Origin of the sequence: Pseudomonas fluorescens, from assembly GCF_001307155.1 — a bacterium.
Classification (GTDB): domain Bacteria; phylum Pseudomonadota; class Gammaproteobacteria; order Pseudomonadales; family Pseudomonadaceae; genus Aquipseudomonas; species Aquipseudomonas helvetica.
Window position 1 is genome coordinate 5411373 of record NZ_CP012830.1, and the last position, 19476, is coordinate 5430848.

Here is a 19476-nt window from a genome sequence, read left to right on the forward strand (position 1 = left end):
CTAATTGAGTCGGCGGACGTTGCCGTGAGCACCTGAAGTCAGCGGGCCGGAACACATGGCTTGGAGTACGTTAACTCCATTGTCGATGCCAGTACTCCAGCCAGTAAATGCGCGGACTGTCTTGGTCAGGTTAAACGATTTCGTTATGAGACCATACGTAATTGACACCGTAGCCTTTTTCAAAATTTTCCGCTTCCGCCATTATTCTAAAGGTTTCTTTTAGCTCCTCGGCAGGTTCGGTTTTAGCGCACAGGATCTCTTGCGCGTACCTGACGAGGAAGCCAATAAGCACGTCAGCCGCCTGGATACCGATGTTGTCTTCCGATTTGGCAAAAGTCAGTGATGCCTGTTCAAAAAAATTATAGTTTGCAATGGGCGAGACTTCGCGAGCATTGCGTAACATTTCAGCAGCTTTTTTGGCGAGGTCTAATATTTCGTCATACTGTGCTTGCTCATCATGCACCAGATGAATATCTGCAATCTTTCCTTCGTGAGCATGATTGATACGGGCGTAAAGGTTTGTGAGAGAAGAATAATTGGGGAGGATCCAATATTCTTTCCCTTTTTTTCCCGTGTCGGGCAAAGGCAAAAATCGCTTCACCGCATTCTCAACACTCTTTTCTTCCTCAATCATGAGCTCGAAATCGTCTATAGACTCATTAACACACTTAACGAGACCCTGGTGAATAGGATCTGCTGGTTGCGACTGCCCAAAATCAAGAAGCGCTTGGAACGCGGACATCAAACTTTCTTTTGTTGGCTCTAAACAAGCTTTGAAGTATGTGTTAAACACTTCGTCTGGAGCATTTTTTGTAATCAGTTGAGCAAAAATGTTTCTCATTTTATTTGATGCGTCATGGTCGTCAATGTTGAAGTAAGGCGGCCACACCAAATAGAAACTGATGTTTGTAGCAATAAAAAACCTCTTTTCGACGAGTTCCACAAAGAACGGAATTTTGTCGTCAGCGATCAACTTTATGAGGTCGAGGATGAATTTCGGCTTATTTTTATAAATTTTTGTGGATTTTAGGTCGTTCGATTTAATGTTGTGCTTGCTTTTAAGGTTGATAACCTTTGCCTCAAACCCAGCCACGTCGGTCACGCCTATGCAACCAAGCCCAAAATAGGGCTGGTTTCCAAATTCTAGTTTATCGCCCGCCGTGATCAGGTCACCGGTATTTCCGGACTCATCGATGAAGTAGGTAATAGAGGGGGAGGGCTTCTTGCTATCGTCCATGGATCGTCCTTATCGGTGAAGGGGCGCTCAACTGCGTTCAGGTAACCCTGAGCAACTCGATTGCAATACGGGTTTGGCGCCGTCTCTCGGGATTATAAGTCGAGGCGCGATGCCGATCATTGAGCCTAACGTAGCTGACCGATTGATCACGTTTCTAGTTAATTGCCTGTCTATCAACGTGTCATACCCACTTCAAAAGTTCGGCGTCCACCCTGCTTGGATTTCGCATGTACTGTTATCTTTCGTTGCAATGAGTGCTCAGGGTACAGTGTGACCGCGTAATTAATTTCTACACTGTTTGAGTCTAAGACATCGCCCTCGAGATACAGGGGTTGTAGGCTAGGAGCGAGGAGAGTTCCCAAACCCGATTGTAGGGAACGATGTGTGCTAGCGCTGCGATAGACTTCTGTGATGGCGCGGCCGTGAGTAATTAACTCAGCGGTACGATCGTTGGTCTCGGCGCGTAATGCCCCAATTTCTTGTTTGAACGCGAGAAGTTGCTGCAACTTGTTTTCTTGAGGTAAAGCATTTCGCTCACAGATAATTTCCTGCGTCAGGTTTGCGAAAAACTCTTTCGCTTCTTCACTGGACATTCCAGCCTTGTGCGTAATTTTTAGGTCTTGACTGGAGTCAAAAAGGGTCTTAGTTCCCTTTGGGAGGCGGGCCATGACCCCTGGTTGTTCCACCCAGGTGTAAAATTCTTTGATGTGGCCATCAAACGGGATCGCCCGAAAATCGAGTGATTTTTCATGTAATTTTTTGAACAATGGACGAGTCTGATCATTTTCGATCCAGTCAGATTTCTGAAGTTGCTCCGCAATAGAAAGATACTCCGCTGCGTCTTGAGCAACCTCGCCTAGCCAGTCACCCATTTGGCGGAGCTCATTCGGAACATTGTCATCAGCGTTTACTTCTGGAATCTCTATCTCAGAAATATCACCGTCACCGAAATCAATTATCATCAACGCCATTTGTTTGTCTCCTGTGCGAAATCAGCAGTCGCTCGCTTATTATTATCGACTTCTTGATCTAAATATAGCACGCGCTCCCTCACTGTTTCCACGAACTTACTGAAGGCAATTTTTTGCGCTTCGGTCGTCGCAATCACGGGGATATTCGACTCAATCACGACCACACACCCCTTTGGCTGCTGTGTCATCGTTGCTGGCTGGGACACGGGGTACAAGGGGGCTTTTGAAAACAAAGGGATGCAGATAATGAAGCAGGCGTCGCCCCAAACCCCTCGTTCCGCCAGCTTGTTTGGCAGGATCGTTGGAGGGAAGACTCTCGAATACAACGCTTGTTTATTCCAGCAGTAATGCGCGATGTGAGACGTAACCTTGACGCCGAGGTTTGCGGCGTCTTTGTCCCCCGGTTGGTGTCCAGCTGTATAGGACGCAGCAAACGAGCCTGACTGCTCCACGGCGAGGCTAACTCTGATGCGCGCATCCGCAGGGATTGGGCTGGCCCAAGCCAGGGGGGCAGCAGTGAGCATCTCGATCTCTCTTTGAACCGCCGCTACGAAGGCTCGCAGGACTCTTGGCGATATGGCCAAGTCAAACGTGACCTTGTTTTGGGTCGTCAGCCTTGCTTTCTTAGCCTCATTTCTTAAGACAAGAACCGGCTTGTCGAAGTCGAGCATCCCTAATGTAGTGCTTAGGGCGACTTGTGACATTTGTCCTGCCGCGCGGGTATGAACCTCTTGCGAGCCGTTCACAACGCTGCCGACCAACGAAAACAACCAATGCTTATGCGTTGGAACAGGGGGCTCTCCGATACTCAGCGCAATCGTCGGGATATCCGGATTGTCCTTGCGCTCCTGATCGAATGGCCAAGCAGGAAGGTTGGAAACCAATCCACCGTCAAGAAAGGTCGTCTCAACAGGAGTCGGTGGATGGGTGTTGTGACGCTCGAACACGAGTCGCCAAGGTTTGAAGATGACAGGCAGGCAGATTGAAGCGGCCACCGCATCGGCAATGGCAACGTCCGGCGTACGCTCCACGCAAAATAACTCTAAGGTTTCACCATAGACGTTGGTAGCCACGATTTTGAGCGGCGATTTTTTTGCCCTTTGAAGGTCAGCAAACGTCACGCCTTTATCTGTGTCCTTCATTAGGGTGATCTTGTTTCGTAATGCGTTATCAATGAAATCACGGACTTTATTTACAGTTGTGATTCCTTTGAGTGCCTTCCACACGACCAACCCGAGAGTAATGATCACTCCAACTGCAATCCACATGGTCGTTTTCAACGTTTCCTGATCTTGAACCGCGACCCATTCCACCCCTTCATAGATGAGGTATCCACAAAATACCAATTTGGCAGCTACGCTCAAGAATCCGAAAAGTCGACGAAGAGCACGCTTGACAGGGCCGGGCTTTTTGCTTGGAAACAACCAGGTCAGAAGTTTGCTTTCCAACGAGAGCAACCGGCCCCCTGCAGTAATGACCAACCTGGAAAATCTTAGAGCTTGCCAGCCCCAAAACGGGAACAGGTCGGTAGGTTTTTTTACCTTTAATTTTGAGGGCAACGTCTCAAATAGATTTCCATCGCCGTCTAGATTGAGCAGGTCTTTGCCTTTGTAACCGACAGCAACGAGCGCCGCGACGATGGAACCCGCTGAAGTACCCGCCACGCCTTTGATATCAAGGTTCATGTCATCGAGTGCCGTCAGACCACCCACATGCACGATGCCCTTGGCGCCGCCACCCTGCATGGCCAAAAAAACCGGTCGCCTATCCAGTTGCTTAGCTTTGTCGCCCTTTTTTGAGCGGTGGTGCTCATTCGACCTATGCGCCGCCCCAGCTCGCAAAGCCAGCCCTAGGACTCCCATTCCCGTATTAACGGGATCTGATTCAGTAGGCAGTTCGGTAATAGTGGACTTGCGTTTTACTACCAAACCCTTACCACCAGCAGGCTTCGGATGCGCCGATTCCGTCATGTCGTCCTTCGTCATTCTGTATGGATTGCCAATGGCCGCGATCTTACCCGATGAATAATGGCTCAATGGCATTATTTGCGGTTTTTTGTCGACAATACTGGTGCGGATCAGGCGTAACGGTGGAAGCACCTCTGCAGGGCATTTGTTCTCATAGCGTCGGCACCGGTCAGTGCAAAAAAGGTAATGCCTGGATGGCCAACCTGACACAAACCCACAGTGGTCGCAGTGACAAGGTCGCCTGCAACAAAATCGCCAAGTGAACCGATCTGAGGCTGCGCGCTTGAATGGCCTTGAACAGCACCACAAGCAAGCCTATGCACGGTAGGAAAAAGTAACGGCTCTAAATCTCCTTGATCGGGCGTACTTGAAACCGGTGAAGTCTGGAAAAGTAACGCTTCCATCAGCGAGTGAAGACCGACGCTTGGACGAGGCTTTGGAGGCACGTCGCTTTATTAGCTCGAAGACGTTTGAAGACAAGCGCACCGTTGCATATGGCAAGCCCAGCGCGATTCGAGCGGCACTTGGATCGGCTGGGTGGGTGCCTTAGTGCCACAGTGCTTAGCGCTGGCGCAGTCCTATTTTTGGCGCAGGAACACCATCATGATCACACTTTTGTGATTTGAGATTTCACAGCCAGCGTCAGGTTTAGGCGCCGATTAGTGTATGTCTTGAGGCGAGCAGTCTACTGGTGGAAAGCGCTGTTGCAACTGGAGGGGCGTCCGAATTCAGAAGCGCTCTGCAGATCGTTCGTGCCTCGTGGTTTAATCCACATCCAGGTGATAGGCAGTGCATGCGCGAGGGGTTGATGGATAAGGATCATGAAATGGAAATGGTTGCGGACGACCCTGATGATTGGCATCAGGTCGATGGCCCACATTCGTCCCGGGATGACCAGGTCACGGTAATTCTAGAGCACTGGCGCAGCGCCTGGACTGACCTCAGTCGTACTGAGGCCGTGATTGCTCAAGGCCCTAGCTTCGCCCTTTGGTATTCCGACTTGAACGGCTTTGAGAATCCAGGCGCCTTTTTCTCTGCCGATGCGATTGATCAACTGATTCCACCTGAAGAAGTACGCGAAATGGTGCGTAAGCAGCTGGATGTGATCGACCATGCACGCAAGATGGTCGTTGTGCTGGTGCTTAAAGATGAAGCAGGAGCACAAGCAGCAGTAGGAGTAATACCCAAGACAGCAGAATGCAAGCCGCAGGCCTGGTTTGAAATGGCCAAGATTCGAAAGACGTCCGTTGCCCAAAAAGTCTGGGTACCGCTTCGCGCCGAGTCAGTGCTTTGCAGGGACAGGGAGTATGGCTACGAGGGCTACCTTGAAGAGTATTCCGGAGTTGGCTCGGTGATGTTTGAACTGGTTCATCGTGACCAAATACACAAGCTGGGTTGGGGCGACATCGGTGGGAACGCCTTTGTGGGCGGCTTTGAAAGCAAGTATGTCTGGCCAGACAGCCAGCGCTCGGCGGATGTGGAAAATAGTGCCGAGCTTGAGAAAGAGTCTCAGCAGTCCGAGCCCGAACAAGGGGAATTGTTGGCGTCTTTCCGTGTGCCTTTTACCAATCTGAACCTAGCCCTAAGTGTCCTGCCGACCAAGAGGGATCCTGCTACGCCAGTGCCTCCAGAGACTGCGCCGGAAGCTGTCAAACCAGCACAGCCGGAACGAATCACGACCTACTATTGGGCGGGTGATTGGGGTAGTCACCACGCTGATGCTGTCGGCACCGGGCTCGTGATCGACCAGTCATTTGATGGCGAAGCGACCAGTGAGTGGCATCTGCATCAGGATATTGTGATCTCCCTAGGGTTGCAGCGCCAAGGTGACAGCTGGCTGCGACCAGCGGAGGGCTTTCAGGAGGTCGCGAGGCTGTCGCGCGATGAGGCCGGTAAGCCTGTTCTTTTGGAGGTGCGTACTGAGCACCTGCGCGACTATTTGAAAGCACGGGAAATGTACCTGCTGATTTCTAGCTATCGAAGCCGCCAGCAGATCGTGTCGAATGCCTCCCATATCAACTGGGCTTCCGAGCTTGTGGAGGACGTGACGGACGGGGACAAGTGGGAGGGGCTCAACCAGGCAATCCACGAAGGCGGAATGCCGTATGGTTCTTCAACTGGTGTTTTCCATGCATCTCGCACGGACATCGACGCTGATGATGAAGTGCCTGTTGCCGGATTTCCAAACGATGACTCCGTTGTTTCTAAATCGTGGTCGGTTAAGCATCAGGGGAGGAAACTGTACAGCTTGAGAGGTTCGCTATGGAAAACCGAAGTGGTCGAGCCAGGCCGGGTCAGCGAACGGGTAATGGGTGAGCCGGCACTCACAAAGGTGGATTTTGCGGTTGATGGCTCCGGGGATCGCGTCAATGGTGATGAGCTGATTACCCGTGGCGGCTGGCTATGGTTTCGCCCGACCGTCTCGACTCTGCTCAGCAGTTACCGAGGCTCCTCATTGAGCTGGTATACCCGTGACACCGGCCTAATCGGCATCACACGTGGAAATAGCGTGCATTTCGGTCTGAATGACCTCGGTCTTATCAACGTATACGCCAAGGACATCGGCCAACTTCCGCTTTGGCAGCAGCGGGTCTGGGCTGGGGCAAACGTAGCACCTGACGGGGGCGTTTCTGAAGAGCTGCTGGCATCACAAGCTAAAGCTGCCCCTGCCGATACCAAAGCCCCTGAGGCGCAATTGCGACCGGCTTACGACTCACTCAACGCGGAATTTGAGAAGCTCACGGGGAAACCCCTATTCGCGGCGCACCATGCCATTAATGACATCTTTGGACGAATTCATCGGTTCCGGGCGCTAGAAAAAACGGGAGTGCTCGAACTGGCTAAGGACTTGGCCAGGGTCACTGTTGAGTCATTGGACGGAGGCGGCCTTTCAGTACTGACCGCTCCGCCTGCCAAGATGAAGGCCGGCTCGGTCAAGCACTTGGAAGCTGCGTTGCAAAAGGAGGTGAGCCAGGATGAGGCGAGGGCCTTGACGACGGTGCTGGTAGGTATCAACGAGCTCCGGCAGGCAGACGCTCATCTACCTTCGTCTGCGTTTGGTAAAGCTTATGGTCTGGTTGGTATCGTTCAACATTCCGACCCAGAGGTGGTGCAGGGCCGTTTGATGCTGGAATCGTTGGTTAAATCCTTGGTTCAAATGGCACAAGTCTTCTCTCGGTGCCCTCGCAAGAGCAAGTAAAGCATGACGCCAGAGCCGTCCCAGATGGGCCGGCTCCTTCCTACGTCAGCCCAGACTCTCACCCTGCTGGGGTTCTGGTCATCAATTCCAAGAAGGAGTTTGTATTGGTTGAAGCTGTTGTTGAGCGCGTTCTCTGCGTGGTGACCAGATGCCTGAAAAGTCATTTTCCTGAAGATCAGTAAATGCCAAGGCCGGTAGCCCAACTCACCCAATCGAGGCGCTCACGACGCGTGATAACGAGCTTGCTCAGATCCATGGCTCACGTATGCACACAAAGCGAAACCGCCACCATCCGCCCGTTAGTTTACTTATGCCTTGAACGTGAGTGTGTCTCGGAGGGGTTGCCCCACGGATCTCGCTATCTTGAGTTTAACCGGAACGTTAAGAGACCAGGGTAGGAAGGCGGCCCAGTCCATCACCTCGTTGTCCCAGCCTAGGTCGAGAAATGCAAAGTCTGGCCAAAAATTGTGTACCTCGTTGTAATCCAACTGGCGCGCAATTTTTCTCTCCGCATCACCGATCAGGCACCAAGCTGTGCACATCCGAATTTTCCAATTTGGAGACGACAGCAAATGCACAGGGGCATAGTAATCGAAACCCAATTTATCCACGCCAACACCAAAAAACCACGGAGCCTGAATCGAATCAATAAAGTCTCCCTCATCCATTAAGTCGGCGGTGTGAAAAAGTGCACCCAGAGACTGAAATTTACTCAGCTCTTGGCTTTTTAGCTCTTTGGCACTGTAAGCGCAGTTTTTCGAAGATCCTTTTTTTGAACGTTCAATGCAGGAGATACTTACTGGATCTGACATTTTTATTAGCCTTTTATTTTTGTTTTATACAGTGTTGCTGTGGAGCAACGGTTCGCGCAACTTCTTCATGTCTCAGTATGGATTTTTATAGTTGGAGGTTGAGTTGTGCGAGGAAGAAGTGCCTGTGATCCTTCGGCAACCTTCGATGTTTAAAACAGTGAGGGCGGCTTTGGGGAATATGTTTTTGCCAATTTGGCAGGAGATTACAAATCGATCATGTAACGATGCGAAGGCCTACTAACTGTATGACGAGGCCGGTTTCCGGGTCATCGAGTGTCATCTCAGATTCCACTGTCCCATTAAAATCACAAGGGCAAGGCCAACTTGGAGGATCTGGCGCTGCTTTGTGCCAACCTCTCAACGGCTCGCTCACTCTGATTAGTTGTTGCACGGCGTCGACGCACTAAAAGGATACGTTCAGTGAACGTTGAGAAAACCAGCGTTTCAGGCTTGATGCTACTCTGATTTTTTGAGCCTCACGACTGCTCATCGTGAAGCTCTGGATCGTTAGCGAATGTCGAAACGCAGAATTCTGGCGATTACCAGCATTGCACGAGCCTGGAATGTGACCCAGCGGTAGGTCAGTTGGGGCGAAATCACCAGATGATAGCGGTCTTTGAGATCGTCTATTCGACTCAGGAGCTTCTGACGCTCTACTGCAGAAAGCCCTTCACAAGAAAGTTGCGCCACGAGTTCCGCGAGCCTCCTTTCATATTCTTCTGCCCACGCCGGCCGGAAACGATTCTGTATCGTCTCCAGGCGCAGATAAAGGTAGGCAGCCATCGACAGCGTGATTGATGCACTTACTACCGTCAGGTCTCCCTGATTCCATAAGGCGGCAAGCGCCATACAAGGAGATGCGGCGACAAGCGATAGGTAAACTGAGCGTTTGGGGGGATCTATCCCGTGAAGTGACAGGGTACTGTTGAGCGCAGCAATCATGGTGTTTCCTCGGTGATGTGATACCTCAGATCCTCTCACAAGTCATGTACGCGCACACCCGAAGTCATGTGCAAAAGCTACTGCCCCTGTCCGTGCTATCGGTGTGATGTTCTATGGGGTTGGAGTTACCATTAGCTGTCGACAAAGGGCTGGTGGGTATGGAGATCTGCCCGTGAACATCTGTTTCAATCATTTGCTACTGGGTTTATCCAGCAAGCAGCGAGAGGTTGAGCGGGCGTTTAGTCGTTCGGCTTAGTGAGGTCGCCTGGCTGGGTACCTTTCATTGATAGCGCTGCGCCGATGGCTTCAAAAGACGTAATGCGTGTAGAAGGCAGGGAATAGATCCAGTCTAATAGGGGGGGCAGGTGCTGAATAGGGATGCGTGCTCCAACAGGGGAGGCCGACGACCCTAGGAAGGTAGGGGTGGCAAGTCGGCGGTTGCCTCTCCATTTGCTGACGCAGCCAATTCAATGTAGTGGAGCCCAACAAAATTTGGGGTCACAGACATCATCAACATCTACAGGTTTGAAAAGGATTCAGGCTTGAAGGAGATTCAGGTTGGAATGGGAGCCTTCAACCGCTTGGTCACAAACCCAAATCCATCTCCAATTTTGCAACCACCAGGTGCTCAGGTAGCCACTGCGCAGGACACCATTCAAGCACTGCCAGAGTGAGCGAGTTCCATATCGTTAACTGAATGCGAAGCGCATTGTATTCCTTGTGCACAAACATCCCACGGTGAGGCTTCAGGATCTGTTTCAAAAGCAGCATGACGCCGCGAGGGTAGCGCCCACGGCCTTTTGTGTCCGCTACGGGGATATACCGAAAGCAATCGTGGGGCTGAAAGTACTTCTCCTTGACCACCTTCGCCAACTTGACCCGAAGCTCCTTTTTGCTCATGCGAGACGCTAGTGTCCACCAGACGAATTCGACGTCCGTGAGCTCCCAGCCCTCAGGTGGATAATCCTCGTAGTCGTAGTATTCGGCAAAAGGCAGTGGGCGGTTTGGACGCGGCCATGGGCGTGCAGGTTGGCCAGGGGTGAGGATGGTCGGGGATGTGGTCATGTGCGGCTTTGGGGTGGGTACTAGAACCGAAACGGTCGAAGAGGGCAAGGATATGCCCCGGCCTTCAAGCGTCCCTTCAGCTGTCAAAGTGTTTGAGCGGCAGATTCACTCTACAGGCACGGCCGCAGTGAGCGCTTTCCCTATTCCATCGATAAGAAGTAAGGGGGTATGGTCACTGCACAGCGTTGAGCCCTGCGGCGCGCAGAGGTTTACGTGCGGAGACTTTGGGCAGGTATTCCTCAAGAATCCACCATGTCAAGCTTATTTAGTTCTGGAGTTGTGGTGAGCCAGGTTGCGCCGTGGCCACCGTTGCTGACGTTGATCATTGAAATCTACAGCAGGGCGGAGTGAGTCATTCACTCCTTCCGGTCATGCTTGGGCAATGGGGCGTTCAAATCTTCGCGTTTTAGGCCGTGTAGCACTGCGTTATGGATGAAGCGTCGCGCCATATCCGCCATCCCTTGGAGTTCATTCTTCAGCTGAGTGATCTGCGCCTGCTGTCTCGCAATCGTCTCCGCCGCAGCGGTGAGGCTCTTTGGTTTTGGAATGCTCGCGAGCCTGTCTCGATTTGATGTGATGGCGGCTTTTCGGATCTTGTAGGCATTGAGCACCGCCGGCTTGTCCGCAAACGCCTGGCGCGTTGGGACGAAATCCAGCACCGATTCCGAAGACTTGCAGATGGCATCCCAAGTCAGCTTTTTGTCGATCGGCCAATCTCTGATGAGGTTGGTGATCGCTTTCAATTCTTTGGGAGTGAAGGCGCGGGGCATGTCAGTTTGTTCCCATCATTTCGTTGAGGCAGAGCCGAAGATCGTCGTCATAGATGTTGTCCAGAATGTCACGGACTACACTGTCCTTGTCGAGCTGCGGTTGTTTTTTGGCCAAGATTCTTTTTGCATGCGTGAAGTCTTTGCCCACCATTTGCATAGGGCTGCCGTCTGGAATGTCCGGGTTCTCGTGCATGGTCACGATTTGGTTCAGTCTCTCCAGGTAGAAAGTATGAGTTTCTACCCAGCGTGTGGCGGGGCGGTTTCCTGCCTCGATCTCTTTAAGCGTCGCGCCGAGATTCTCTGCTACATGATCCCGTTCAACCTTTACGGCTTGAAGCGAGTTCTTGTGCCCTTTGCAGTGCAAAAGATCAGAGCAGTTGAGGCAATCGCCAGACTTCTGGCAGGCGCTCGTCGTCCAGGCGTGCATGCAAATTCCGTAGCGCGTTGCAATGATAGGGCCTTTATCACGAATGTCGTATTCAGCGGCGGTGATAGGCTCTGGAGTTACGTCTGCAACAGGGATGAGGCTGTCGCTCAACTTGCGGGCCTCCCGCTTAGGGTCTTGGTGGATATAGTCACGAGTCTGTTTGACCGAGGCTCGACCACTCCAATGCGTAATAAACTCGATGCTTTGGCCCGCTTCTTTGGCTGCTGTGTTCAGAAAGTGACGCAGTTGGTGCGACCTGATTGAGGTGTCGGGATACCCGTGCCGGCTCAAAAAAGAATCATAGATCTTGCCGTTGACAGCACTCACTTTGCTAGGGGCAACCCGCGTCGAATAGTGGTGTTGGGTGGTCGGCGCGATAAGCACTGGACTGGTGGCTCTGAGCTCGCTGAGTTGGAACTTCAGGAAGCAGAGTAATGATTCCGACATTTTTGGCGGTTTGACGGGATAAAGATCTGGGTTTACCTGATAAGGGAAAAATGGGTTTTTCCGCATGTTATAGGCGCTAATCAATTTCCAGAGCGTATTAAGCGTCCAGCCTCCAAGTTCGTAACGGCCCGTGAGGTGCTTCATCAAGGTTTCTGCGGACGCAGGAGAGGGGCGGCCGAGCGCTTCTAACACTTGCTGCGGTGTCAGAATTTGATCTGCAGGAACATCAGGTACTTCAGGGTGCGGAAAAAAATCGGTCGATCCGCTCTCAAGGTGGAGCGCTAACTTGCGAGCTTCCTTCGTGATGCTCTCTAGACGCCTAAACGCTTCCCGGCAATGATCTGCCATTACCGCAGGGATACCCTTGGTGACCATCTTCTTGTTCTTGGTGGAGTAGTAGTGTAGGTACCACTGGATGACGCCTTTTTTGTCTGTTTCTGATTTCAATGAGTCCAGACGCAGGCGCAATTTTTCTGCGATCCGCATAGGCACCGACAACAGAATTGCTGTAATGCTAGATACATACACGGATTCATCATCCAGATCACCGTGGTAGCCGCGAGAGAAAATTTCTGCAAACGCTAGCAGTGCATCGTCATCAGGCAAGGATGCTTTCTCAGGCTTTTCGCTCTTCCCTAGTCCCTTGGCTGAGAACGGATGCTCCCAATATTTTAGACTATGAGAGGTGATGTTGTGCTGCGCCACCACCCGCACAAGACTTTGAAGAGCTACGGCTGCGTTTAGGTGGCCCTTTTTCCGTTTCTTAATGATTTCTACCGCTTTTTCAAGATGGATAGGCGATAACCGAGTTATGTCCGCATAGCCGTCCACTTCAATCAGAGCCGCATCGATAATCTGTACTGCAAGATAATCCACGCGAAAAGCTTTTGTGGGGTCACCTCGTCGATTATTGAGAAGGAATGCCTTGGCAAACTCCATGTAGTCCGAGTCAAACTGTTGCGCCGGTGTGGGCGTGGCCCTAGTGTGTAATTTGATACCATATTTCATGAATCGAAGTGAACCGCGTGGGGTGCTCCAGACATTAGCGCTCCACGAAAAACCAGGCAGATTTTTCCAGACTGGGCTCACATGTTGAGCCTGATAGATGTAGTTAGCTAAATTCTGTTGATTGGTTAGCTGGGCTTTTGACTGAAATTTGACTGTATTAGTCATGCTGATCACTCACACTTAGTTTGAGAAGATTTTTTTCGTGAACCGTGCTCAGAACTTTCTGCATGCTTATTTTCCCGGGCTTGGTTAAGACCGACCCCTTGCTTATTGGTGGATTCGCTTTGGGCGTGCTCTTGTCTGGTAGACTCATGTTTGGAGAGCTCTCGTTTACGGGCATCACACAGCTTTATCACGAGCCTTACCGCCGCAATATCCTTATCCAGCTGCAAAGGCACGAGCATTCGTCTCGCCTTGCTCGGTAGATTAATGTTGTTCTCCTCCTCTTGACGCTCAATCAGCCTGATAAGAACCTCATCATGTGGAGCATCAACCCAAGGCTCAAACTTGGAGCAGCGATAGCAAGGAATAGGCACTGACGCCGAACAGAAGCCGTGCTCGCCACAGCTGCCTACACTATGTCTCCCATCCAGCTCAACTCTACTTGATGGGTCATTACCTCGTGTGGCATCTGATTCTTTATCCCGGATCGAACCAGAGAATGCTTGAGCAAGAGGACTTAAAATTGCCTGAATTTCGTCATTCAGCAAGCGAGCATCTTCAGCGGGATCATTGTAATAGTGCTCAAGCGAGTTTTCACGCTCTTGACCCAGCCAATACTGTAAAGTCAAACGTGGCACACCCATGCGTGCAAGTTGCCTCGCCCGTGTATATCGCATCCTATAAGCAAACTGCCGTACTGGCTGCCCCGTGCGCTCGGAAATAACGGGGGTGCCCTTGGGGTTGGTGAGCATATAAGTCATTCCCGATGTACCGAGATGTAAAAAAGAAGAGGAAAAATCATCCCCCGAAAAAGATTCAATATTGGGGTAGTTAGTCGAGGCTATTCTTCTATTGTCTTTGTGAAAAAATGGTAACTGATCGCGCTCGTACGGCGTAAGTTCGCGTTTGAAGATTTTTTCATGAGCCGATATGGTCTCTTTAATTTGTAATTGGCACAAATCCCAAAGATCACCACCCATAGAATGTGTTTCAAATTTTGATCCGCGAAACCATTCCTCCGCCCCTCGATCTTTTGCTCCAGGAAAGCTGACTCTCTTCCCTGAAACACCGTCAGTTTCACCTTCACATTGAAAGTCACAGACCTTAAGAGTTGTCAGTTGCCTGCCGCGCCTGCCATATTGGCCGTTAAGCAATAATGCTGTAGTGTCGCGCAAATCAACCTGTCCGCTTTCATAGTTGAGCCAGTAACTATCAATTAAATCGTCGTACTCTTGCGTGGTATACCAACCCTCGGTCGGGTCGTCAGACGTAATTCTGGCACGAGGTCGTGGAGCGGGGCGTTTCAAATAATTTACTACATCCATCGTTTCCGAGTTTAAACCTGGATAACCCAGTCGAAACCAGATATTCAGAAATGTTCGAAAGGCGTTGGCGATCCCATTGCTTTTATTTTTTATCAGATTCTGGTAACTTTCCGGTGTAAAATTTTTGATTGGAAAGTCCCGGACGGCTTTTTCGAGATGCCCGATAGTGGTTCTTATCGAGAGCGGTGAATACGAACCACTTTGAGCAATTTCTTTTACAGTAGATTTGAATCCATTTACAGTGCCGCTATCCATTTTTAGGATGCAGGAGATATCCGTTAGAAAACTGTTGGCAATTAATAGTTTGGTGTCGATGAATTCAACGGGGTATGCCCCTTTGAGCCGGGTTTCGTTACGGTCAAAACCGTCTAAAAGTTCGAGCTCATCTGGCGATAAACTTTCACGATCTACAACCTGTGTGAGTTCGTCTGCGGAATTTGTTATTGCGTTCATTATTTCAGGTTTCCGGGTGATTTTTTTGTTAAGCCTAGAGGGCGAGTCAATCGCATTGGCTGCAGTTTTTGATCAGGCGCGCGGGAGCGCCATCTATTTCATCAGATGTCCACTGAGTCGACGCTTCCATAGCTACTGCTCCCGGATTGTTTGCGATCAGATTTCTTTCTTGCAGTGTCCGACGCAATATTGCGCCCGTGCTTGTTGGCGGATTCCTGAATGTTACGTAGATCATAGTCGAGAGCAGACTGAGAGCCTTCGACCCACCCCATCCAATGCTCTCGCTCCTCTCGGGCTTTTTGGTCACTTATGCCCCGTCTGATGCATTCTTGAGAGAAGCGGTAGTTCCAATGATGGCGCAGAAGGTGAGGGTGTAAACCTTTCAGTCTTTTATCGCCTTTTATGATTACCGCGAGTGCAGATCGGAATGTTGCGATCTCGATTTCCCGGCCCTGATTCTCACCACTCTTGTGATTGACGAAAATGAATGAACTATCGTCAAAGCCGACGTTTGGTATTTCGGCACGATACGTTCCTAAATAGGTGAACATCATCTGCTCAAGTTGATCAGAGATCGGAAGGGTGCGACCAAGTGTTTTGGCTACAGGTTGGTTCATTCGGCGGTCAAATGCATCGTCGTGATTGCGCTCGATTCTGATATAGGCATGTTCTCCACCCGATGCGGGGATGAAGTCTGAATACCTAAGGCTCAGCAGTTCTCCAAGCCGGATGCCGAGGTCGTAGAGGATTCTCAGAGCTAAGGCGTTTCGAAATTGGAGTCCAAGCTTGAAATTCGATACCGATTCTTTTTTTGGGATGTCGCATTCTGGATCTGCGGGTTTCGCGTCATCAAAAGAGCTGAAGAGCTCCAGTAGTGCAGTATCAGTCGCCTCAGTCAGTCTCTTGGCTATGCGACGTCTTTTAGCACGGGACGCAGATCCTCTCTTCGGTTTTCGCTCCGCTAAATTTGTTTGTAGGCGTTCGATAAGGCTCTTGTTCGCATCTGTATTCGAGTCCTTTATCCAATGTCCAAACAGCCAGCCGAAATAGTCGATCAGGATGTCAAGGAAGTAACTAACACGCGCTCCCTTGATTCTGCTGCCATCGAGTTGTTTCGTATTGGTTGACAACGATTGAACAAGCGACTCCACCTCAGGCACCGTAAGCAATTTCTTCGTGGCAAACCGGTGATCCAGGTCGATCTTCTTTTCATTCGCCCAGTCATACAATTTCTTCAGGCAATACAAGTTCACCCGCTGAGTATTAGCTGTAAGGCTGGCAAAGCGCATGCTGATGAATGCAGTCGGGAAGTACAGAGGGAACCCATCCCCCTCGGTATCCATGAGCAAGGAGAACCGGCTACCGTCCCTTGCTTTGTAGTCTTTGATCCTCAATGCCATGTCTTTACACTTTTGGTCGGAGTTTGTGTTAGCGGTTTTCTGTGTTTACACAAAAAGCGTACAGATTGACCGCGTTTATCGCTTCTAGACCTTGATCTAATTGAGTTTTGGCAGCCAACTGATTACGGTTTGTTGTATGCAGTATGGAATATTCGCTGCTGGAGAAAGAAGGGCGAGTGTATTCGGTGGCAAAGTCCGGCTACTACGCGTTGCCGGTTTCCTTGAATACGTCGTTCAGCAGCGGCAACGACCTGCTTGAAACGGTCTATGTCAGCGCAAGGCGCCCGGGAATGCTGGTCCTGAGTATCGACGAGCCCGCGCTTTTGCAGTCGCTGGACAGTCCGCTGTTACTGCTGGAGCGGGAATTGGTGCGCCAATATCCGCGCCAGCCGCAGCTTCACTCACAGCCGTGTGGCGAGCTGGAATTACGTACTGCGCTGGCGGCACGCTATACCACTTCACCGGCACGCTGCTGGCATGCCGATGATGTTTACATCGGTGCCGACTGGCGAGGTGTGCTGGAAATACTGATCGCAGTGCTCGAACTCAAGGATGCGACCGTGCTGGTCGAATCGCCCTGCGACTGGGCCATTTTGCGCTTGTTCCAGACCGCTGGAGTGCAGGTGATCGAGTTGCCGATAGACAGCAACGGCTGCCTTGACCTTGAGTTACTCGAGCATTTGCTCCGGACCGAGGCGGTTCGCCTGGTGGTGCTGTCGTCGGGCGTGAGCATGCCGCGCGGCAGCCTGATGCCGTCGGACAACCGGCAATCCACCGCCGAGCTGTTGGAACAACACGGCAGTTGGGTACTGGAAAACGACGTGTACGGCGAACTCGCTCATGAGCCGCATGAACGTCGTTTTCGCGATGTGCTCGATCCTGATCGACTGATCGTGTTTTCCACCTTCGAAAAGCTCATGGGGCCTGAGGCGCCTTACGGTTATCTGCTTTCACGGCATTTGAGCGTGGAGTTGCAGCGGCATTTTTTGCTGCGCGCGTTTCGCCTGTCGCCGATTCGTCAGAAAGCCATCGCACGCTTGTACAGCAGCGGCCGTATCGACCAGCACTTGCTGGTACTGCGCCGGCTGTTGAAAGAGCGTAAAAGCCGAATGACCCAAATGCTGCAGGACCGTCTGAGCGACTCGCTGGAATTTGTCGAGCCGGCGGGCGGGGCGACCATCTGGGCGCGTTCGTTACGACCGGTCGATGTGCGGCGGGTCTTCCAGCGCATGCTCAAGCAACAGGTGGTGATTGCCCCCGGCGAACTGTTCAGCCTGCATGGGTTGTATTCGCAGAACGTCAGGCTCAGCCACACATTCAGCGGGCAGCATGACCTGGAGGCTGCATTGACGATGCTGGCAGATGCGTTGAGGCTTGAACTCATCGATTGACCGGGCGTCAATATACCCAGCTGATGTCTGGATAGATTTTGTCTGGATAGATATCGTCGCTCTCTGGTCAAACTGCCAGTAAACTGCATCCCCATTCCTGAACCACTCTTTTTCAGAGGTTTTGCATGACACTCAGTCCTTTTGCGGGCAAACCGGCACCCGTAGAGTTGTTGGTCGACATCCCGCGACTGGTAACGGCCTATTACACCGGCCAGCCCGATGCCTCTGTTTCAACCCAGCGCGTTGCGTTTGGTACTTCAGGCCATCGTGGCAGCTCGTTCGAGCTGAGTTTCAACGAATGGCACGTTCTGGCCATCAGCCAGGCCATCTGCCTGTATCGCGAAGCGCAGGGCATCGACGGCCCGCTGTTTGTCGGCATCGACACTCATGCGCTATCGACGCCGGCCGGCGCCAGTGCGCTGGAAGTCCTCGCCGCCAATGGCGTGACCGTGATGATTGCCGAAGGCGACGAGTACACGCCGACGCCGGCTATTTCCCACGCCATTCTTTGCTACAACCGCGGTCGTACGTCGGGGCTGGCGGACGGCATCGTTATCACGCCGTCCCACAACCCACCGCAAAGCGGTGGTTACAAGTACAACCCCACCAACGGTGGTCCGGCCGATACCCACATCACCAAGTGGATCGAGGCCAAGGCCAACGAGTTGCTGGCCAACAAGCTTGCGGGTGTCAAACGCATCAGCTACGAGCAGGCACTCAAGGCCAGCACCACCCATCGTCACGACTACCTCAATACCTACGTCGCCGATCTGGTCAACGTGATCGACTTCGACGCCATCCGTGGCGCCAACCTGCGCCTGGGCGTGGATCCGCTGGGCGGAGCAGGGGTGCGCTACTGGTCGGCGATTGCCGAGCATTACCGCCTGAACCTTGAGGTGGTGAACACCCAGGTCGACCCAACGTTCCGTTTCATGTCCGTCGATTGGGATGGCCAGATTCGCATGGACCCATCGTCCAGCTACGCCATGCAAGGCCTGATCGGTCTGAAAGAGCGTTTCGACGTGGCGTTCGCCTGCGACCCGGACCACGACCGTCATGGCATCGTCACCCCGTCCGGCGGCTTGCTGGCGCCGAACAACTACCTGGCCGTGTCCATCGACTATCTGTTCCAGAACCGCCCGCAATGGCGCGCCGATGCGGCGGTGGGTAAAACCGTGGTCAGCAGTGGCTTGATCGACCGCGTTGCCAAGCGCCTGAACCGTCGCCTGTACGAAGTGCCGGTCGGTTTCAAATGGTTTGCCGATGGCCTGTTCGACGGCTCGCTGGGTTTTGGTGGCGAAGAAAGTGCCGGTGCCTCGTTCCTGCGTAAGGATGGCGGCGTCTGGAGCACCGACAAGGACGGTCTGATTCCAGCCTTGCTGGCGGCTGAAATGACCGCTCGCACAGGGCGTGATCCAAGCCAGGCTTATCGTGCACTGACCGATGAACTGGGTGAGCCGTTCTCGGTACGTGTCGATGCCAAGGCCAACCCCGAGCAAAAAGCCTTGCTCGGCAAGCTCTCTCCGGATCAGGTCAAGTCGACACAACTGGCTGGCGAAGCGATCCAGAGCATTCTCAGCAAGGCGCCGGGTAACGATCAGGCGATCGGCGGCCTGAAAGTCATGACCGAAAATGGCTGGTTCGCAGCCCGTCCTTCGGGAACCGAGGACATCTACAAGATCTACGCCGAAAGCTTCATTGGCGACGATCACCTCAAGCAATTGGTCAGCGAAGCCCAGACACTGGTGGACAGCGCAATCAGCACGAAATAATAGAGAGCCTGTGGCGAGGGAGCTTGCTCCCGCTCGGCCGCGAAGCGGTCGTAATCCGGTAATCGTATTCCATCTGAATACTCGCGGTGGCTAATTTTAGGGTCGCTTCGCAACCCAACGGGAGCAAG

At 52.1% G+C, this 19476-nt stretch carries 13 protein-coding genes and 1 pseudogene; 4 read left to right on the top strand and 10 right to left on the bottom strand.

The window, feature by feature from the left end; all coding sequences use genetic code 11:
* Positions 1 to 130: 130 nt before the first annotated feature.
* From AO353_RS24605 to AO353_RS24615, 3 genes are all read right to left on the bottom strand, one after another.
* The gene (locus tag AO353_RS24605; RefSeq protein WP_054597296.1) at positions 131 to 1237 is read right to left on the bottom strand and encodes a DUF3800 domain-containing protein; all 1107 of its coding nucleotides are present in this window, start codon (positions 1235 to 1237) and stop codon (positions 131 to 133) included.
* 173 nt (positions 1238 to 1410) lie between these two features.
* On the bottom strand, positions 1411 to 2208 hold the full coding sequence (locus AO353_RS24610; RefSeq protein ID WP_054597297.1) for a hypothetical protein: 798 nt from the start codon (positions 2206 to 2208) through the stop codon (positions 1411 to 1413).
* Positions 2199 to 4250 (bottom strand): patatin-like phospholipase family protein, encoded by a 2052-nt coding sequence (locus AO353_RS24615; RefSeq protein ID WP_102668224.1) that lies wholly within the window; start codon positions 4248 to 4250, stop codon positions 2199 to 2201. The genes AO353_RS24610 and AO353_RS24615 overlap by 10 nt, the downstream gene beginning before the upstream one ends.
* 47 nt (positions 4251 to 4297) lie before the next feature.
* Between AO353_RS24615 and AO353_RS31240 the strand changes: the two genes are divergently transcribed.
* Both AO353_RS31240 and AO353_RS24620 read left to right on the top strand, forming a co-directional pair.
* Complete coding sequence (locus AO353_RS31240; RefSeq protein WP_158246513.1) at positions 4298 to 4438, top strand: hypothetical protein; 141 nt, start codon at positions 4298 to 4300, stop codon at positions 4436 to 4438.
* Between the two features lie 545 nt (positions 4439 to 4983).
* A complete protein-coding gene (locus tag AO353_RS24620; protein ID WP_146016060.1) occupies positions 4984 to 7374 on the top strand; it encodes a hypothetical protein in 2391 nt (796 codons plus the stop codon).
* 308 nt (positions 7375 to 7682) lie between these two features.
* Here AO353_RS24620 and AO353_RS24625 read toward each other — a convergent pair whose 3' ends face one another.
* From AO353_RS24625 to AO353_RS24655, 7 genes are all read right to left on the bottom strand, one after another.
* Positions 7683 to 8186: a hypothetical protein gene (locus tag AO353_RS24625; RefSeq protein WP_054597300.1), complete on the bottom strand. Its 504-nt coding sequence runs from the start codon at positions 8184 to 8186 to the stop codon at positions 7683 to 7685.
* Positions 8187 to 8693: 507 nt separating this feature from the next.
* Positions 8694 to 9128 (bottom strand): hypothetical protein, encoded by a 435-nt coding sequence (locus AO353_RS24630; RefSeq protein WP_054597301.1) that lies wholly within the window; start codon positions 9126 to 9128, stop codon positions 8694 to 8696.
* Positions 9129 to 9713: 585 nt separating this feature from the next.
* Positions 9714 to 10193: a hypothetical protein gene (locus tag AO353_RS24635; protein WP_146016061.1), complete on the bottom strand. Its 480-nt coding sequence runs from the start codon at positions 10191 to 10193 to the stop codon at positions 9714 to 9716.
* Between the two features lie 356 nt (positions 10194 to 10549).
* Positions 10550 to 10963, bottom strand: coding sequence for a hypothetical protein (locus AO353_RS24640; protein WP_054597303.1), 414 nt, complete (start codon positions 10961 to 10963; stop codon positions 10550 to 10552).
* 1 nt (position 10964) lies between these two features.
* Positions 10965 to 13010, bottom strand: coding sequence for a hypothetical protein (locus tag AO353_RS24645; protein ID WP_146016062.1), 2046 nt, complete (start codon positions 13008 to 13010; stop codon positions 10965 to 10967).
* Between the two features lie 5 nt (positions 13011 to 13015).
* On the bottom strand, positions 13016 to 14785 hold the full coding sequence (locus AO353_RS24650; RefSeq protein WP_054597305.1) for a hypothetical protein: 1770 nt from the start codon (positions 14783 to 14785) through the stop codon (positions 13016 to 13018).
* Positions 14786 to 14886: 101 nt separating this feature from the next.
* Entirely contained in the window at positions 14887 to 16185 is a 1299-nt protein-coding gene (locus tag AO353_RS24655; RefSeq protein ID WP_054597306.1) for a site-specific integrase, read from the bottom strand.
* Positions 16186 to 16334: 149 nt separating this feature from the next.
* On the opposite strand from AO353_RS24655, the pseudogene AO353_RS24660 reads away from it, so the two are divergent.
* Positions 16335 to 17576 (top strand): annotated as a pseudogene (locus tag AO353_RS24660) (aminotransferase class I/II-fold pyridoxal phosphate-dependent enzyme); the annotation flags it as partial.
* A gap of 125 nt (positions 17577 to 17701) precedes the next feature.
* Positions 17702 to 19348 (top strand): phosphoglucomutase (alpha-D-glucose-1,6-bisphosphate-dependent), encoded by a 1647-nt coding sequence (gene pgm, locus AO353_RS24665; protein WP_054597307.1) that lies wholly within the window; start codon positions 17702 to 17704, stop codon positions 19346 to 19348.
* Positions 19349 to 19476 lie beyond the last annotated feature (128 nt).

What these genes read in the sequence shown, in the direction of transcription:
- AO353_RS24605 (WP_054597296.1), bottom strand. Translation starts at nt 1,237, where the DNA reads ATGGACGATAGCAAGAAGCCCTCCCCCTCTATTACCTACTTCATCGAT.
- AO353_RS24610 (WP_054597297.1), bottom strand. Translation starts at nt 2,208, where the DNA reads ATGGCGTTGATGATAATTGATTTCGGTGACGGTGATATTTCTGAGATA.
- AO353_RS24615 (WP_102668224.1), bottom strand. Translation starts at nt 4,250, where the DNA reads ATGCCATTGAGCCATTATTCATCGGGTAAGATCGCGGCCATTGGCAAT.
- AO353_RS24620 (WP_146016060.1), top strand. Translation starts at nt 4,984, where the DNA reads ATGGATAAGGATCATGAAATGGAAATGGTTGCGGACGACCCTGATGAT.
- AO353_RS24625 (WP_054597300.1), bottom strand. Translation starts at nt 8,186, where the DNA reads ATGTCAGATCCAGTAAGTATCTCCTGCATTGAACGTTCAAAAAAAGGA.
- AO353_RS24630 (WP_054597301.1), bottom strand. Translation starts at nt 9,128, where the DNA reads ATGATTGCTGCGCTCAACAGTACCCTGTCACTTCACGGGATAGATCCC.
- AO353_RS24635 (WP_146016061.1), bottom strand. Translation starts at nt 10,193, where the DNA reads ATGACCACATCCCCGACCATCCTCACCCCTGGCCAACCTGCACGCCCA.
- AO353_RS24640 (WP_054597303.1), bottom strand. Translation starts at nt 10,963, where the DNA reads ATGCCCCGCGCCTTCACTCCCAAAGAATTGAAAGCGATCACCAACCTC.
- AO353_RS24645 (WP_146016062.1), bottom strand. Translation starts at nt 13,010, where the DNA reads ATGACTAATACAGTCAAATTTCAGTCAAAAGCCCAGCTAACCAATCAA.
- AO353_RS24650 (WP_054597305.1), bottom strand. Translation starts at nt 14,785, where the DNA reads ATGAACGCAATAACAAATTCCGCAGACGAACTCACACAGGTTGTAGAT.
- AO353_RS24655 (WP_054597306.1), bottom strand. Translation starts at nt 16,185, where the DNA reads ATGGCATTGAGGATCAAAGACTACAAAGCAAGGGACGGTAGCCGGTTC.
- pgm (WP_054597307.1), top strand. Translation starts at nt 17,702, where the DNA reads ATGACACTCAGTCCTTTTGCGGGCAAACCGGCACCCGTAGAGTTGTTG.